Origin of the sequence: Streptomyces viridiviolaceus (assembly GCF_014650995.1) — a bacterium.
Lineage (GTDB): Bacteria > Actinomycetota > Actinomycetes > Streptomycetales > Streptomycetaceae > Streptomyces > Streptomyces viridiviolaceus.
In genome coordinates this window covers 1-16711 of sequence record NZ_BMWA01000020.1, presented here as the reverse complement: position 1 = coordinate 16711, position 16711 = coordinate 1, and the positions used below count along the sequence as shown (strand labels likewise).

Below are 16711 nucleotides of genomic sequence, written 5' to 3'. Positions count from 1 at the left end.
GGATCAGCCGATGTCGGCCGGCTCGGTGTTGACCAGAGGAGGAATGAGCGCCGCGTCGCCGATGCCTGTTTCCTTCATCAGCTCCTGCCAGCGGCCTTCCTCGATCAACTCCTGGATCGCGTGCACGAAGGCCGTGCGCAATGCCTCATCCCCCTTGGGCAGGATCCAGCCCTCGTAGCTGTCGCCCGGCACGGACACGAGAGGCTCCAGCACCTCCAGCTTCTCGTTCTGCTGGACCGTGTACTTCGCGACCGCCGGTGCCTGGAGGGTGAGGTCGGTACGACCGTTCTCCAGAGACAGGAACGCCTGCCCGGGGTCGGTGAACGTGAGCACTTTCAGCCTGGGTCTGCCCTGCTTCTCGCACTGCTCCGCCAGGTACTTGGCGACCGTGAGCTGGTAACTGCCGGCCTCCTCGCCGCCCGTGAGACCACAGGCGTTGTCGGGGTCGACGTTCTTCGGATTGCCCTTGAGAACCACGGCACGCATACCGCTGCGCGAGATGTCGAGGAAGTCCACCTGCTTCCGGCGCTCCGCGGTGTCCTGGAAACTGCCGATCAGGACGTCGTTGCGCCCATTGACGATCGACGGGATCATCGACTCGAACGCCAGGGTGTGGAACCGGACTTCGATCCCGAGCTTGTCTCCCACGGCCCTGATCAGGGTGGGGTCGGTGCCGACGACTTTCCCGTTCTCCATGTAGGTGATGGGCGCGTAGGGCACGAAGACCCCTACGTCGATCGCACCCTTGCTCCTGATGTCCGCCGGCAGCCGGGCGTTCGACGCGCCGCTCTTCGAGTCACTTCCCGCGCCGGTCGAGCCGGCCGTCTTGACCGAGCAACCCGAGGCCGCGAGGGCCAGGACCGCGACCATGGCAACGGTGAGGCGTCCTGCATGCTTGCGGGTCACGATTCCTCCACCTGGCCTGAATGGTTCGGATGATCGACCGGCTCTTACAGACGAACTGGTCGGTCGGTAATTTGGAGTATCAGGACGACTCTGATCCACGTCAAGGGCCGGGAAGCGCCGAGTGGCTGTGGAGTGAGCAGCATTGACACGCAATAGAGCCCTTCTTAGCATTCCGACCGGTTGGAACTGAGTGCCCGCAGGGACCACCCGCCGCGACAGGGCTTGTGCCGCCGTCCCGCTGAGCCGGCCTGTGTGTGCGCCGTCCACCCGTTCCCACGACCAGTGTTGGCTGCCAGAGGGGTGTCACGTTGATGAGAACCGTGCAACATACGCCGGTCGAAGCCGGGCCGTTCATCGGCGGCCGATTCGTGGAATCGGCCGGCCAGGAGCGGCAGAGCACCGTCAGCCCGGCGACCGGGCAGGTGGTGGGCAGCTTCGCCCTCGGCCTCCCGGACGACGTCGATCGAGCCGTCACCGCGGCGCGGCACGCCTTCACGTCGTGGTCGGCCCTCACCGTCTTCGACCGCTGCCGCTTCCTGGAGCGACTGATCGGGGAGATCGAGAACCGACGGGAAGAGCTGGCCCGTCTGCTCGCCCTGGAACAGGGCAAGCCGTACCGGGTGGAGGCTCTTCCCGAAATCGACGAGACCGTCTCGAACATCCGCGTGGCGATCGAGCTCGCGAAGTACCTCGACGGCACGATGCCCCAGTTGGCGAATCCTCGCAAGCGTGCCTTCGTGTACCGAGTCCCGCGGGGCGTCGTCGCCGCCATCCAGCCGTGGAACTTCCCGCTGGGCACGGCTTCGGCGCAGATCGCACCCGCCCTGGTCACCGGCAACACGGTGGTGGCGCTCCCGGCGCCTTCCACGACCCTGATCGAGTACGAGTGGGCGCGCTGCTTCGAGGCGGCCGGCTTCCCCCCGGGTGTCTTCAACCTGGTCACCGGTCATGGCCCGGTCGTCGGCGACGCGATGACCGCGCACCCCGATGTCCAGGTGGTCGCCTTCACCGGGTCGGTCGCCACGGGCCGGCGCATCGCCGCCCGCGCGAGCGGCAAGGCTCAGCTGATCGAACTCGGCGGCAACGGTCCGGTGGTCCTGCTGGACGACGCCGACCTGGACGTCGTCCTCCCTGACGCACTGCGCTCGACCTACGGGGCGGCCGGTCAGTCCTGCACCGCCTCCGGCCGCTTCCTGGTGCACGGCGCGCTCTACGACGAGTTCGCCCACCGCCTCATCGAGGCCGTTCAGCGCGAGGTCACCCTGGGCCTGCCCTTCGACGATGCCACCACCATGGGGCCGGTGAACAACGTACCTCTGGCCGAGAAGCTGGACAGACACGTCGGCACTGCCCTGGACGAGGGCGCGGTGGTGCTGACCGGTGGCGGCCGCGCGAAGGGCTTCCCGACCGACCTGTACTGGGAGCCGACGGTACTCACGGACGTCACCGAGTCGATGGCGGTCGCCGTCGAGGAGACCTTCGGTCCCATCGCGCCGCTGCAGCGCATCTCCTCCGAGGCGGAAGCACTGGAGCTCATGCACAAGTCGCCGTACGGGCTGTGCGCGGCCGTCTACACCAGGGACGTCGCGCGCGGCCTCCGCTTCGCAGAGAAGGCACCGTCCGGCCTGGTCAACGTCAATGCCGCACCGGGCGACACGGAGACCCATCTTCCGTTCGGCGGCAGGGCCGGGAAGCTGAGCGGAACCGGCAAGATCCTCGGACGCTATCCGATGGAGGACGTCTTCACGGAGCTGAAGCTCGTCTCGGTCAACCTGGGCTGACCGCGCCGGTCGCGGCACGCGCGGCACCCGAACGCCATCTGCCTGGAGCACCCCTCATCGGGGTGCTCCAGGCAGACTCGTTCTCCGGTGACCGGGCCGGTGACGCACCGGCTCACCGCGGACGGCTCCCACCAACACCGCGGTGCCCGCCCTCCGGGCGGAGGACGGGCATGGCAGGGCGGGGCCTTACCGGGCCGCCACGGCGTCCAGCAGCACCCTGGCGTCACCGGCCAGGCCGCCCACCTGGGTGATGCGGACGGGATAGGGGCCGGGCGCGAGTGCGTCGTCGAAGGTCTGCCAGAACTCGGCACGGTAGGAGTCGTCGGTCAGGTAGCAGTTCACCTTCACGAGGTCGGCGAGCGTGCAGCCCGCGTCCGACAGGGTCTGCCTCAGCCGTTCCAGACAGACGCGTGTCTCGTCGGCGATTGTCGCCGCTTCCGGGACGCGCTCCAGTCTCGGCAGGTCGAGGGCCGAGGCGTCGGCGTAGACCAGGTCGCCGACGTCGACGCCGGCCGAGAAGGGGACCTCGCCGGCCCGGAAGGGTCCGGGCAGGAATGTCTTCATCTGTTTCCTCCGTGGGTGGCCCCCGCGCTCCGACGGGGGGAGGGAGACACCGCCCCCGTGGGGTCAGGCCGGCTTGCGCCGGGCGGCGATCGCGTCGATCTGTACCCGGCAGTCACCGGGCAGGCCGATGACGAACAGCGCGCGCGAGGGGTACGGGCCCGGCGCGAGGAGGTCGCGGTAGGCGTAGGCGAACTCCAGGCGGTACTTTTCCTCGCTCACCCAACAGGTGACCTTGGTCAGGTCCTTCAGGGTGAGCCCCGCTTCGGCGAGGGTCTTCTCGATGCGCCGAAGACACACGCGTACTTCGTCGTGCAGGGACTCGGCCTCGGGGACCCGACGCATCGTGGCGGGGTCGACGGCCGACGCCGCGGTGAAGACGAACCGGTCCGTCACCGCGCCGGCGGACGGTCCCTTGGTGCTGGGCCTGATCAGCTCCTTCATCGCCCGTCCTCCTGCGGAATCACGGCCATGATCTCGAACTCGACCCTGCAGTCGCCGGCCAGGCCGGCGACCAGCGTGAGGCGCTTCGGGCAGGGGCCCGGCGCGAAGATCTCTTCCAGGGTCCGCCATGTCTCGGCGATGTGTTCCCGGTCGGAGACGTAGCAGGTCATTTTGGCGATGTCCCGCAATGTGCCGCCCGCGCGGGCGAGGGTCGCCCCGACCGAGTCGAAGCAGATCCGGGTCTCGTCCACGACGCTCTTGGCGTCCGCGACGCGCGAGAGCGTCGTGAGGTCGATGGCCATGGCGCCGGCGAACAGCCGATCGCCGGCCAGCGCCGCGCCACCGAGTCCCAGCTTGCCCATCCTCTCCCGGTCCGCCGTTGGTGCGACCAGGAAGGTGGTTCCCGGGCTGCCGTGCTCCTCGACCGACATGTCCACCTCCGTCATGACTGTGCCGATCCGCCCGCCCGGAGCTCCGCCTCGTTGCCCGTGGCACGGCGGACGCGCGGGATGACCTCCTCGGCCATCAGCCGCATGCTGCGGTCGAGTGCCTCAGCCGGCGCGTGCCCCAGGCCGAGCATGAAGTGGTCCCAGCCCTCTTCGTCGTGCAGGCGCACCATCCGCTCGGCCACCGAGTCCGGGGTGCCGACGAACAGGTAGTCGCGCTCCATCATGAGGTCGAAGCCCGTCATGGCCTGCAGCTTGGGGTCCTCCGGGTCCTCGTCGACGTCGAGCCACGCGCCGAGACCGCGTACGCGCTTGATCACCTCGAAGCGGCCGTTGACGAACTCCTCGATCTCCTTGCGTGCCTCCTGCTCGCTCTCGGCGACGAAGAACTCGCGGACCGCCGGGGCCACCTTGGAGACGTGGCCCGGCCGGCCCACCTTGGCCGCTTCCTCGTCGTAGGCCTCGTTGAGGGCACGCAGTTTCTTCCCGGCCGGGTGCGAGCTGATGACCCCCATCCCCTGGCGCGCGGCGAGGCGGAACCCCTCGGTCTGCTGCGAGACGGCGTACAGGGGCGGCATGGGCTTCTGTACGGGCTGCGGAATGATGGGAAGCCCGGTGAGGTGACCGTTCTCGTCCTCGTAGTCCTTCAAGGCGTCCCCGCCCCAGGACGTCTCCGGCCAGGGAATCCGGTAGCGCTCGCCGTGCCAGCGGAACGGATCCTGCGTCCAGGCGCGCTTCACGATCTCCAGGTTCTCGGCGAAGATCGCGCGGCTCTTCTGCTCGTCGCGCCGGTCCGCCTCGGGGTTGAGGTTGACGATCTCGCCGCGCAGGATGCCACGGCTGAAGGCGACGTCGACCCGGCCGCGGCTGAAGTGGTCGAGCATCGCCAGGTCCTCGGCGAGACGGATCGGGTGCCACAGGGGCAGCCCGATCGCCGCGATGCCCAGGCGCATGCGGGACGTGCGCGCGGCCAGGTCGGCCAGGAGCATGACGGGGTTGGGCAGTTGGTCGCTGCCCTCCGCGTCGAAGTGATGCTCGCCCAGCCACAACCCGGTGAAACCCAGTTCGTCGCCCAGCTCGGCCCGGCGCCGGGAATCGTCGAGAAGCTCACCCCACGGCCGCTTCCGTCCGCGATTCGACAGCACGTGCATGAGATCGAATCTCATAGTCACAACCTTTCTCGATCCGGCCATGTCGCATGGGCGGATGTGTCCGACGTGGTCGTAGTCGTCGGGCCTGACGCGGAAACCGGCGACACCACGTGCACCGCGAAGAAGTCGGCCGGTACGGCGGCGGGGACCCGGTGTCACCTGCGCCGTACACGCGCGGCATCGCATCGTGCGGAGCTGCCGTCGGCATCGTTCCGACCGGTTGGTCGGTAATACGTTATCGGAGGCTCTCGTCATGGATCAATACCCCGTGCCGGCAGCTCGTCAGGTATCCCGGTCGCGCAGCAGCTCGGCCGCCTTCTCCCCGATCATCACCGTGGCGGCGTTGGTGTTGCAGGACACGACCGTCGGCATCACCGAGGCATCGGCTACACGCAGCCCGGTGACACCGTTCACGCGCAGCCGGGGGTCGACGACGGCGTCCGGATCGGATCCCATGCGACACGTACCGGACAGGTGGAAGTAGCTGCTCACCGTGGACCGGACCGCGTGTTCGAGTTCGGCGCCTTCCTTCCGCAGCATCAGCGAGGTCTCCGACACCCCGCCCCACTCCTCGAAGACTCCGGAGCGCACGATCCGGTCGGTTTCCTCCACCGCTTCGATCAGCTGGTCCAGGTCGTGGCGCTCGCGCAGATACGCCGGGTCGATGAGAGGGGGCACGGTGGGGTCGGCGGAGGCGAGTCTGACGCTTCCGCGGCTGTGCGGGCGCATATGGCCGATGAGGAAGGTGAACCCGTTCTCGACGGGCTGCTGCCACGGCATACGGTAGTCGCCGGCCATCACCGACAGTTGCAGGTCGGGACCGAGCTCACTCGGGCCGGTGCGCACGAAGAGTGTGGGAACGCCACCCTCGGCCTCCGACGCACGGATCGGCCGGGTGGCACGGTAGCGGATCCCGGCCATCAGCACGTGGTCCGCCAAGTTGCGCCCCACCTCGGGGAGGTCCACCACCGGGGGCAGGCCGAGTTCCGCCAGCTCGTCGGCGGGTCCGATGCCCGAGAGCAGCAGGAGCTGCGGCGAGGCGACCGCACCGCCGCACAGCACCACCTCTGCGGCGACCGCGGCACGGCCGGGCACTCCGTCGCGCACGTACTCGACCCCGGTGCACCGGCCGGCCTCGATGGTCAGCCGCCGCACCATCGTGTGGGTGAGAACCGTCAGATTCGGTCGGCCCATGACCGGCCGCAGGTACGCGGACGCCGTGCTCTCGCGTCGGCCGTGATGAACGAGTGCGTCGGCCCAGCCCACTCCGAGCATCTCGCCTGCGTTCAGGTCGTCGGCCACCTGATGTCCCAGGCGGACCGCGCCCTCCAGGTACGCCGTCCCCAGTGCGCCCGGCTTCCCGTCGGGACGCGGGTGCAGCGGGCCGCCGCGGCCCCGGTGCGCCGGATCACCGAGTGGCACGTCCTCCGAGCGCTTGAAGTACGGCAGGACGTCGTCGTACGCCCATCCCTTCGCACCGAGGCCGGCCCACTCGTCGAAGTCGAGCCGGTGGCCGCGCAGATGGGCCATGCAGTTGATCGAGCCGGAGCCACCGAGCACCCTGCCGCGAGGCGCCGGGTGGATCCGGCCGGTCCCCGGCTGCCTCACCGTCTCGTACGCCCAGTCCGCCTCGCTCCCGAGCAGGGTCGACCAGGCGTCGGGCCTCTCCACGTCGGGCCGCCGCTCGTCCCCGCCGGCCTCCAGGAGCAGCACCGAGACACCGGGGTTCTCGCTCAGTCGGGCGGCGACGACACATCCGGCGCTGCCTCCGCCGACCACCACATAGTCGAACGTGCTCATCTCGTCCTCCCTTCGCTCGTGCCCTCACTGGTCGGTCAGCCTCTTGACGACGGGTGACCAGCGCTGTGCGTAGGCGCCCAGGGCCGGGTCGGTGGCATAGGCGGTGTCCAGCAGGTAGAGCCCGGGGAGTGCGCACACGGCGCCGAGTTCCGAGAGGAGGGGACGCAGGGTCGTCTCCGGGGCAAGGGCGTGCGCGGGGTTGCCGCCGAGCATGAACGGGAGGGCGACGACGCCCTCCAGGGCGGTGTTGCCGTGGAACTGGTCGAGGAACAGCTTCAACAGGCCGCTGTAGGTCGCCTTGAACGTCGGGCTCCCCACCACGACCAGCGACGACGACTGGACCGTCGCCCTGGCCTCGGCCACCGCCGGGTCGTCCCCGCCGAGCAGGGCGGCCCCCAGCTCCGCGAGGTCGATGACGTGGTCGGGCTCGGCGCCCGTGATCCTCTGCGCCACGAGAGTGGCCGCAGCCAGGGTGCGGGATCCTGGACGTGGGTTTCCGACGAGGACGCTGACGCTCATGAAGGGCCTCCGGGGATCACTCGGGTTGATGTCTTCGAGGAGGTGGGCCAGGTCGCTAGGCCAGGGAGATCTCCTCCCAGTGGAAGCCGTTGAAGCCGAGGCCCGAGGCGTCCGGGACGGGGCCGGTGAACTTCCGGTTGTAGGCGTCGGCGATGTCGCGGCGGCCCCACACGATCCACGGTCCCTCGTCGTGGACGACCCGGGACAGCTCCTGCATCAGCTCCCTGCTCTTCGAACCGGAGGTGGCAAGGGCCTGCCGGTAGAGGGAGGCGACCTTCGGATGGTCGAAGCCGGTGTTGTTGTAGGGACCCGACGGCAGCCAGCAGTAGGAGGCGTTGTCGTAGATGGACTGGGTGAAGTTCCAGTCGTTCTTCAGCTGGGCGGTCCGGTAGCTGGCGCTGCCGTAGAACTGGGCGAGGTCGGCGACGACGTCCAGTTCGAGCTTGACGCCGGCGGCCTTCGCGTGCTGAATCAACAAGGAGGCGGCGGTCTTCGCGCCTGGTTCGACGTCGCCGACGCGGAAACGGACCGACATCCCGTCCTGGCCCGCGGCCTTCAGCAGGGAACGGGCCTTGTCGATGTCCTGTGTCCGCTGCGGGAGCGAGCTGTCGTACGTCGGGTCGAACTTGGCCCAGGAGCCGACGTCGTTGCCCACGTCGCCCAGACCGCCGAAGGCGACGTCGACCATCTGAGGCCGGTCGACCATGAGCTTGAACGCCTGCCGGACGCGGTTGTCCTCGAACTGGGAGCCCTTGTCGCAGCGCATCGAGACGAACTGGAACGCACCCGTGGGCGAGACCAGCACGTTGATCTCGCCCCGCTGCCGAAGCTGGGCGAGCTGGTTGGCGGGAACCCGGTCGATTCCGTCGAGTTGCCGGCTCAGCAGTCCGTTCACCCGGGCGACGTCCGCGTTGGCGAACCCCATCAGTTCGAGACTGTCGAGGTAGGGCCGGCCCTCCATCCAGTAGTCCTCGTTGCGTACGCCGACCCAGCGCTGTCCGGGTGTGAAGCTCTGCTGCTTGAACGGCCCCGTACCGATGGGCTTCTTCGGATCGAAACCGACCGGCACGATGCCCGCGGGCACCTCCGCGAAGCCTTCTTGGAGCATCGAGTTGGGGTACTTCAGCTTCAGGCGCACCGTCTGCGCGTCGAGCTTGGTGAGCTGCCTCGGGTCGAGCGAGTCGAGCAGGCCGGCGACGAAACCCGGGTTCTCGGGGTCGAGGTTGCGGCGGATGGTGAAGATGACGTCGTCCGCGGTGAGCGGCTTGCCGTTGTGGAAGGTGACGCCGTCGCGCAGCCGGATCGTCCAGGTCGCGAGGTCGTCGCCCTCGGGAGTGAACTCCTCGGCGAGGGCGGGACGGGGCACCCAGTCGTGGTCGCGTCGCACCAGCGTGTCGGTGTAGGCGGCGGCCAGCGCGAAGGAAGAATTGGCGGACTGGGGGTCCGTGGTGACGGTGCTGCCGAAGTCCGCGGGCGCGAAACGGAACGTACCACCGCGCTTGCGCGGGCCGGTCGGCGCGCCCGTTGCGCTGGAGATGGGGGCGGCGGAGCGGCTGCAGCCGCTCAGGGCGAGGCCGCCCGCGAGCGTCGCTCCGAGCAGCGCTCTGCGCGAGACGAACGGGCTGGGAAGGTTGCTCACGATCTTCACCTCTTGTGATGGTCGAGCCGTGGGGAGGCGTGGACGCCGGGCGCCCGCCGTGCTCGGGCGCCGTGCGACGGGCGGGTCAGGCGTGCAGGAGACTGGGGGTGTCGCCCAGCAGTTGCCGCGTATAGGGGTCCTGGGGCCGGTCCAGGACGTGGTCGACCGGTCCCTGTTCGACGATCCGGCCCTCGTTGAGCACGACGACGCGGTCGGCGATGGCGCGGACGACGGCCAGGTTGTGGGTGACGAAGAACATCGTGAGCCCGCTGTCCGCGCACAGCCGCTTGAGCAGCAGCAGGATCGCGGACTGCACGGAGACGTCCAACGCGGAGGTGATCTCGTCACAGATCAGGATGGTCGGAGCGGTCGCCAGGGCCCGGGCGATGGTGACCCGCTGCCGCTCGCCGCCGCTGAGCTGTGAAGGGTACTTGTCGGCCGCGTCGGAGCCCAGGGCCACGTCGGCCAGCAGGCTCGCGACCCGCTGCGAGAGGGGTCCATCGGCACCGCCTAGCACCCGCAGCGGCTGCTCGATCGAACGCCCGACGGTCTTGCGGGGGTTGAGTGCCTCGGATGCGTTCTGAAAGATGTACTGCACCTCTCGCCGGTCGGCGGCGGACCGCTCGTGCGCTCCGAAGGCCAGCCGCCGGCCGTCGACCGACACCTCACCCGTCGCCTCGTCGTGCAGCCCTCCGAGACAGCGGGCCAGGGTGGTCTTGCCGCTGCCCGACTCCCCCACCAGCGCCGTGACGACGCCGCGCGGAACGGTGAGGTCGATCCCGTGGAGCACCTCCTTGCCTCCGTAGGAGGCTCGCAGGTCGCGCACCGCCAGGTACACCTCGCCCGGGGTGCGTACGGCGTCGTCCGGGGTCCCACCGACCCTGGTGGACTCCTCTTCCTGCCCGGCCCGCACCGGAAGCGCCTCGGTCCGCCGGCACAGCGCCGTGTGGCCGTCGCCGATCCGGACCACGCCGATCGGCTGCCGGCGGCACTCGGGTTCCACGAAGTCGCAGCGGTCGGCGAAGACGCAGCCGTCGGGACGCTCGTGCAGCGCGGCGACGCGGCCGCGGATGGTGCGGATCTCCCGCCGCCGGTGCGGGTCGGGGACGACGTCGAGCAGCGCCCGGCTGTACGGATGGGCCGCCCGCAGGGCCACCTCCTCGGCGGCTCCCACCTCGACGAGGCGGCCGGAGTACATGACCGCGATCCGGTCCGCGAGGTCGGCGACGACCGCGAGGTCGTGGCTGACGTACACGGCCGCCGTCCGGTGCGACCGGCACAGCTCGCGGACGGTGCGCAGCACGTGTGCCTGGGTGGTGACGTCGAGTCCGGTCGTCGGTTCGTCCAGGACGACGACCTTCGGCCGGCACAGGAACGACAATGCCAGCACCACACGCTGCTGCTGGCCGCCGGAGAGTTCGTGCGGGTAGCGCCTGAGGAAGCGGTCGTCGCTCGGCAGTTTCACCTCGTCGAGCACCTGGCGGATCCGCGCCAGGCGCTGCTGCCTGCTCGCCACACCGTGGACGGTGAGGGCCTCCTGCAACTGTGCGCCGAGGCGCATCGCGGGGTTCAGCGAGGCACGCGGGTCCTGCGGGACGTACGAGATGACGCGGCCGCGGTAGCGGCGCAACTCCTTTCGGTTCAGCGACAGCAGGTCGACGCCGTCGACGACGATCTTCCCGCCGGTGATGGCGGTCCCGGCGCGTGCGTGGCCCAGCAGTGCCGACCCGACGGTGGTCTTCCCCGAGCCGGACTCGCCGATCAGGCCGAGGATCTCGCCGGGCGCCAGGGCGAAGCTGATGTCGCTCACCACGTTGACGGCGCCACGTTCCAGGTCGACGGTGAGTCCGGCCACCTCGACGGCGTACTCACCGGTGTACCGATCGGTGTCGGTTCCCATGGTCACCCCTCCCGGCCGAGATCGACGCCGACGGCCCGGCCGAAGCTGTCGGTGAGAAGGTTGGCCCCAACGGTGACGATCGTGATGGCGAGCACGGGGAGCAGGACGGGCCAGGGGCTGCCGACGACGTTCGACTGGTTCTGGCTGATCATCATTCCCCAGTCGACCGCCGGGTCCTGACGGCCGAAGCCCAGGTAGGCGAGGGAGGCGATCAGGCTGATCGAGTAGGTCAGCCGCAGTCCGAACTGCACGGTGAGTGGTGCGACGATGCTGGGCAGGATCTCGCCCGTGAGAATCCGCCTGCGGGGGACGCCGATCATCTCGCAGTACTGGACGAAGCCCCGGCCCGTCACGGCCAGGGTGGAGCTCTCGACGATGCGCGCCACGTAGGGGACGTGCGAGATCGCCACGGTGAGCAGGACCAGCAAGGGGCTGGTGCCGAGCAGTGACATGAACAGCAACGCGAGCAGCAGCGGCGGGAAGGAGAGCACGACGTCGAGTGAGCGCATGATCAGCTCGCCCCGGACACCGCGCCGGTAGCCGGCCACCAGCCCCAGCAGCATCCCGGTGCCCGCGCCGACCACGGTGGCCAGCAGCGACAGCAGAAGGATCACGGCCCCGCCGTGGAGGAAACGGCTGAGCACGTCGCGCCCGAGAAGCTCCGTGCCGAGCAACGTGTCGCCGCCCGGGAGTGCGTATGGCGATCCGATGGTGGCCGTCGGATCGTGCGGGCTGAACAGCGGGCCGAGGAAGGCGATCGCCATCACCACGAGCATGAGCACCAGGCCGACCCGCGCCCCGCGCAATCGCAGGGTACGGCGCAGGACGGCCCTGACGCCGTCGGCCGACTGTTGCTTTCGGGGCGGTGCCGCGTTCCGCTTCCGGGCGGTCCCGGTGGTCGCGCTCGCCGGCGTGGCGACCGCGATGTCGTCCGGAGGTGTCATCGGGTTCCTCCCCGCATGGTCGGCGTCATGGCGACCGTGCCGATGTCGGCCAGAAGGTTGACGAGGACGTAGAAGACGGCGAGCAGCATCGCAACGGCCTGGATGACCGGCAGGTCCCGGCTGAGCACCGACGATACGAAGGCCTGCCCAATGCCCGGGAACTGGAAGACGGACTCGACCACCACCACCCCGCCCGCCAGGTAGGCGAGCGACTGGGCCACGACCTGGAAGGTCGGCCCGGCCATGTTCGGCAGCGCGTGCCGCAGCACCACGCGGCGCTCGGACATCCCCTTGAGCCGTGCCATGGTCACGTACTCGCTCTCCAGCGCCTCGATCATGCAGGCCCGCACGGTGCGCACCACGTAGGGCAGCACGAGCAGGACGAGGGTCAGCGTCGGCAGCACGATCAGGTCGAGCTGCTGGAAGATCGAGCGCGAGGGATCGACGGGCGAGACCGCCGGCAGCACCTGAGAGACGTTGGTCGCGAACAGCAGGACCAGGGCGACACCGAGGACGAACTCGGGCAACGCGGAGATCACCAGCATCAGGACGGACGAGATGTGATCGGTCGCGCGATCCCTGCGGATGGCCGTCAGGATTCCCAGCACGACGGCCAGGGGGACGGCAATCACCACCGTGGCGGCTATCAGCACCAGCGAGTTGGCCACCTGGTCGCCGATCAGCGAGCCGACCGGGAAGCCGGTGGCGAAGGAGACGCCGAGGCGTCCTTGAAGGATGTTGCCGAGCCAGTTGACGTACTGGGTGGGCAAGGGGTCGTTCAGGTGGTAGAGCTGCCGGAAGCTCTCCAGGGCGGCCGGGGTCGCGTTCTTGCCGAGTTTGGCGACGGCCGCGTCACCGGGCAGGGCCTGGGTGGCCGCGAAGACGATGACGGACACGACGAACAGCGAGGCGACAGCGTAGACAGAGCGCCACAGAATCATCTTCACCATCAGGCCACGCTCCAGGACGTCCCGGGTGCTCCTCGACGGCGCCGCGCACGGACGGGTTTTGGCTGAGCGGCTTGCAAGGGCCACCCCCAATTAGATACAGACCAGTCGGTCTCTGGTGCGGAGACCGTAGCCACTCTCCAAAATGGCTGTCAACGCTCTGGCGCACGCCACCTCTTATCGGATGGGGGCCGATACGACTGGGGTAATCCAGGCGATCAGTCAATACTCCGCACGTACGCGAAGGGGTCCCACCCCCATCGCCCGCCCCCTTGACTCCAGCCAGAGAGCCATGAAGCATAGATACCGACCAGTTGGTCGCTAACAAGGGGCGTTCAATGAACAGCACCGAATCGAAGTGCCTCTCGACGGCCTCCACGGACGGAGGCTCGCGTCGACGCGAGGTACCACAGAGCCTGATCCCGACCCATTTCCCCGCCCACGACCCCGCGCTGATCGTCACCGGTGTCGTCCGGCGCGGCGACGGACGCGGCCGGCTGCTGGGTTTCCCGACCGCGAACATCGTCCTGGACCCTGGCACACACCGACACGGCGTCTGGTCCGCCCTGGTGGTGACCGCCGACGGCCGCCGCTGGCCGGCCGCGGTGTCCATCGGGCGCAGGAGCACGTTCTACGGCCGCGACGGCCAACTGCTGCTCGAAGCTCACCTTCTCGACGTCGAGGGTCTGGACCTGTACGGCGAGGAGATCTCGGTCCACCTCTGCGAGCGCATCCGACCGCAGCGGCGGTTCGCCGACGTCGACGACCTCAAGGACCAGTTGGCGCGGGACGTGCACCACTCACGCTCCTGGGCCATGTCCTCCTCCGCCGCGGACACGCGATGACCGCCCGCCGCCCGCCGCGCTGGGCCGTCGTGCGGGTCTCCGCCGCGCTGGAGGCCCAGCAGCACGGCGAGGCCCAGCAGCACGGCGCGCAGAGCCGTATCGACGTCGGCGTGCTCGCCCGTCGCCTCGGGCTGAGCCGCGGTCTCACCGCCGCGTGCCTCCGCGCGGCGGCCGCCCCGTCGCCCATCACGTCGGAGCGGGACCGCGCCGCCGCGCCCACCGACGCGCCGCACACCGCATGACGCCCGGGAGGCGGTGATCCACGGGGCGACGAGTCCGCCCAGCCAACGCTCCGTGCCGTCCCCCGGGCGTCACGGGCTGCCGCCTGGCCGGGGCCACTCCCCCTTCGGTACGAGTGCGAGGCCGGCCCCGGTGGCGGGGTCGGCCTCGAGTGGTGCCCTCGTTCAGGCGGGGGTGAGCAGGTCCCAGGTCTCCTCTTCGCCGAGGGCCGCGGCGCGGTGGCCGAGGCTCTCCGCGCACTCGCGTTCGGAGGTCACTGCGTCGCGCCAGGCCCACAGTCGGCGGGTGAAGCGGTGCAGCGGGTACTCCTGAGTGATGCCCATGGCACCGTGCAACTGGTGGGCGATCCTGGCCACGGTGGTGGCCGCGGTCGCCGTGACGAGCCGGGCCGATTCGACCGCGAAGGGTGAGGGACGCCCGTCGAGCGCCAGGGACAGGGCGGCATCCGCCTGCAGCAGCTCGACCCGCATGAGGGCCAGGTTGCCGGCCACCGCTGGAATCTTCAGGAGCGGGCCGCCGAACTGACGGCGCTCCGCAACGTAGGTCTTGGTGAGCCGGAAGGCACCGTGTGCCGCGCCCGCCACCGCCCCCGACCACAGCAGCGCCAGCCGGGTCCGCACCTGCTCGGCGTCGGGTCCCCCGTCCGCCCGTGCCGTGACCGGGACATCGTCCAGCACCACCACGTCCCGGGGCTCCCCCGCCAGGTTCTCACCAGGGCGCACCTCGACCGAGGGATGACCGAGGTCCACGAGCAGGGGAGCCGTGCCGGGCGCGCAGACGACCAGCACTTCGCTGTCCCGGGCCCACGGGACACCCCGCAGTTTTGACGTGAGCGTTCCGGCGGTCGTGTCGAGGGGGTGGTCCGCCAGGAACAGGGTGGCGACCCTGTCCGTCAGTCCGGCGCCGTGAGCGATCACCCAGTCCGCCGTGGAGGTCTCGATGACCGGCAGGCTCACGCCGTTGCGGCCCAGGGCCCCGACGATGGTCAGCAGGTCCTCGAACGCTCCCCCGGAACCACCCCGTTCCTCGGCGATCCCGACCCGGTGCAGGCCGAGTTCACGGGCCTGTTCCCACAGGGCCCGGCGCTCGTCCGCCGCGTCGGTGGCGGCGTGTCCGCGGACCAGGTCGTCGACCAGGTCACTCAATTCCGTGGCGAGTTGGCTCATGAACGGGTCTCCTGCCTGGCGATGAGGGACAACAGGACTTCGGCCGAGCCGCCGCGGAGGCCGAAGCCCGGGGAGGCGAGCAGAGCCTGGCCGAGGACCGAGTCAGGAGCGGGTTCCCGGTACAGCTCCGTACGGCGCAGCGCCTCGATGACATCACGCTCGAAGGTGTTGCCCAGGTACTTCAGCGCGGCGGCCTGCTGCACCGGGGCCTGTCCGGTGTCCATGGCGGTGGCGACGTCGAAGCAGAGCCGGCGCAGCACCGCCAGACGCGCGACCAGCGCGCCGAGCACGGCCAGCAGTTCCCGGTCGTTCTCGTACTGTGCCGCCTGGTCGAGCAGGGCGATCAGCGCGGGGTAGCTGGAGAGCACGCGCTCGGCGCCGCCGCGCTCGAAGGACAACTGCTCCACGACCTGCCGCCAGGCGCCACCCACGGTGCCGAGCACCCGGCCGTCGGACACGGCGACGTCCTCGAAGTGGACCTCGTTGAAGTGGTGTTCGCCGCTGAGGTCATGGATCGGGGTGACGGTGACGCCCGGCGCGTCCATGTCGACGATGAACTCGGTGAGTCCCTCGTGTCGGTTGCCGGTCTGCTCGCTGCGGGCGAGCAGGTAGATGTGCGTGGCGCGGTGGGCCTGGCTGGTCCAGATCTTGTGGCCGTTGATGCGCCACCCGTCGCCGCTGCGCACGGCGGACGTGCGCACGGCCGCGAGGTCCGAGCCCGCTTCCGGCTCGCTCATGCCGAGGCAGAAGACGGCGTCGCCGGTGGCGATCCGCGGCACGATCTCCCGCTGGAGCTCAGGGGTGCCGTGGCGCAGGATCGCGGGGCCGATCTGCCGGTCGCCGATCCAGTGGGCGGCGACGGGCGCGCCGGCGCGCAGCAGCTCCTCCGTCACGGCGAGGCGTTCCACATGGGTGCGCCCGGCGCCGCCCAGTTCCTTCGGGTAGGTCATGGCGACGAGCCCGCGTGCCGCCAGTTCCTTGCTGAAGTCCAGGTCGAAGGAGCGCAGCCAGGAGTCGCTGCGCGGTGTGTAGCGGCCGGCCGCGCGCCAGGCGTCGGTCAGTTCCCTTACCTGCGCGCGCAGTGCCGTGCAGGTGTCCGTGGTCGGGGTGTGGTCCATGGTGACCTTTCGGGCGAGGCGGCAGGCGTCGGTGCCGACGTCCGCTCTCGGCGCGGGCCGGGGCATGCCCGCCTCGGGGACGGCGTCCGCGCCACTCCTGAACGTGGGTGGCGGAACGCGGGTGTGGATCCGGGGCCCTGAGCCTGTCCGGCGGATCAGAGCACAGGAATGGGACGGCGCCTGATCAGCGCGGGTGAGTCTGCGGCAGGATCCGCCGGAGAGGCCTTACTGGCCCTAACAAAAGCTATTGATCATGTGACTGTCAGCTTGTCCGCTCGTTGCTCTGATCGTGGGGAAGAGACAG

Annotated in this window: 16 protein-coding genes; 3 read left to right on the top strand and 13 right to left on the bottom strand. The window is 69.7% G+C overall.

Features of this window, described 5'->3' with window-relative positions:
- Positions 1 to 3 precede the first annotated feature (3 nt).
- Positions 4 to 906, bottom strand: coding sequence for a transporter substrate-binding domain-containing protein (locus IE260_RS27145; protein ID WP_189876353.1), 903 nt, complete (start codon positions 904 to 906; stop codon positions 4 to 6).
- Between the two features lie 320 nt (positions 907 to 1226).
- On the opposite strand from IE260_RS27145, the gene IE260_RS27140 reads away from it, so the two are divergent.
- The gene (locus IE260_RS27140) at positions 1227 to 2687 is read left to right on the top strand and encodes an aldehyde dehydrogenase family protein (RefSeq protein WP_189876351.1); all 1461 of its coding nucleotides are present in this window, start codon (positions 1227 to 1229) and stop codon (positions 2685 to 2687) included.
- A gap of 186 nt (positions 2688 to 2873) precedes the next feature.
- Here the strand turns inward: IE260_RS27140 and IE260_RS27135 are convergent, their stop codons facing one another.
- The 10 genes from IE260_RS27135 to IE260_RS27090 all read right to left on the bottom strand — a co-directional run bounded on the left by IE260_RS27135 (position 2874) and on the right by IE260_RS27090 (position 13041).
- The gene (locus IE260_RS27135) at positions 2874 to 3251 is read right to left on the bottom strand and encodes a RidA family protein (protein ID WP_189876349.1); all 378 of its coding nucleotides are present in this window, start codon (positions 3249 to 3251) and stop codon (positions 2874 to 2876) included.
- A gap of 63 nt (positions 3252 to 3314) precedes the next feature.
- A complete protein-coding gene (locus IE260_RS27130) occupies positions 3315 to 3692 on the bottom strand; it encodes a RidA family protein (RefSeq protein WP_189876347.1) in 378 nt (125 codons plus the stop codon).
- On the bottom strand, positions 3689 to 4138 hold the full coding sequence (locus tag IE260_RS27125) for a RidA family protein (protein WP_189876345.1): 450 nt from the start codon (positions 4136 to 4138) through the stop codon (positions 3689 to 3691). The genes IE260_RS27130 and IE260_RS27125 overlap by 4 nt, the downstream gene beginning before the upstream one ends.
- Positions 4135 to 5304, bottom strand: coding sequence for an LLM class flavin-dependent oxidoreductase (locus IE260_RS27120; RefSeq protein WP_189876343.1), 1170 nt, complete (start codon positions 5302 to 5304; stop codon positions 4135 to 4137). The genes IE260_RS27125 and IE260_RS27120 overlap by 4 nt, the downstream gene beginning before the upstream one ends.
- Before the next feature lie 267 nt (positions 5305 to 5571).
- On the bottom strand, positions 5572 to 7089 hold the full coding sequence (locus IE260_RS27115; RefSeq protein ID WP_189876341.1) for a GMC family oxidoreductase: 1518 nt from the start codon (positions 7087 to 7089) through the stop codon (positions 5572 to 5574).
- Positions 7090 to 7113: 24 nt separating this feature from the next.
- Positions 7114 to 7608, bottom strand: a complete 495-nt coding sequence (locus IE260_RS27110) for an NADPH-dependent FMN reductase (protein ID WP_189876339.1) — start codon at positions 7606 to 7608, stop codon at positions 7114 to 7116.
- 55 nt (positions 7609 to 7663) lie between these two features.
- Entirely contained in the window at positions 7664 to 9247 is a 1584-nt protein-coding gene (locus tag IE260_RS27105) for an ABC transporter substrate-binding protein (protein ID WP_189876336.1), read from the bottom strand.
- Between the two features lie 85 nt (positions 9248 to 9332).
- Positions 9333 to 11147: an ABC transporter ATP-binding protein gene (locus tag IE260_RS27100; protein ID WP_189876334.1), complete on the bottom strand. Its 1815-nt coding sequence runs from the start codon at positions 11145 to 11147 to the stop codon at positions 9333 to 9335.
- A 2-nt stretch (positions 11148 to 11149) separates the two neighbouring features.
- A complete protein-coding gene (locus tag IE260_RS27095) occupies positions 11150 to 12091 on the bottom strand; it encodes an ABC transporter permease (protein WP_189876332.1) in 942 nt (313 codons plus the stop codon).
- Positions 12088 to 13041 carry an ABC transporter permease gene (locus IE260_RS27090; RefSeq protein ID WP_189876331.1) on the bottom strand — a complete coding sequence of 318 codons (954 nt, stop codon included), beginning with the start codon at positions 13039 to 13041 and terminating at the stop codon, positions 12088 to 12090. The genes IE260_RS27095 and IE260_RS27090 overlap by 4 nt, the downstream gene beginning before the upstream one ends.
- 335 nt (positions 13042 to 13376) lie before the next feature.
- Between IE260_RS27090 and IE260_RS27085 the strand changes: the two genes are divergently transcribed.
- Positions 13377 to 13883 (top strand): riboflavin kinase, encoded by a 507-nt coding sequence (locus tag IE260_RS27085; protein WP_189876329.1) that lies wholly within the window; start codon positions 13377 to 13379, stop codon positions 13881 to 13883.
- On the top strand, positions 13880 to 14125 hold the full coding sequence (locus tag IE260_RS27080; RefSeq protein ID WP_189876327.1) for a hypothetical protein: 246 nt from the start codon (positions 13880 to 13882) through the stop codon (positions 14123 to 14125). Before IE260_RS27085 ends, IE260_RS27080 begins: the two co-directional genes overlap by 4 nt.
- Before the next feature lie 162 nt (positions 14126 to 14287).
- Here the strand turns inward: IE260_RS27080 and IE260_RS27075 are convergent, their stop codons facing one another.
- A complete protein-coding gene (locus IE260_RS27075) occupies positions 14288 to 15289 on the bottom strand; it encodes an acyl-CoA dehydrogenase family protein (RefSeq protein ID WP_189876325.1) in 1002 nt (333 codons plus the stop codon).
- Positions 15286 to 16407: an acyl-CoA dehydrogenase family protein gene (locus tag IE260_RS27070; RefSeq protein ID WP_189876323.1), complete on the bottom strand. Its 1122-nt coding sequence runs from the start codon at positions 16405 to 16407 to the stop codon at positions 15286 to 15288. Before IE260_RS27070 ends, IE260_RS27075 begins: the two co-directional genes overlap by 4 nt.
- Between the last annotated feature and the right edge of the window lie 304 nt (positions 16408 to 16711).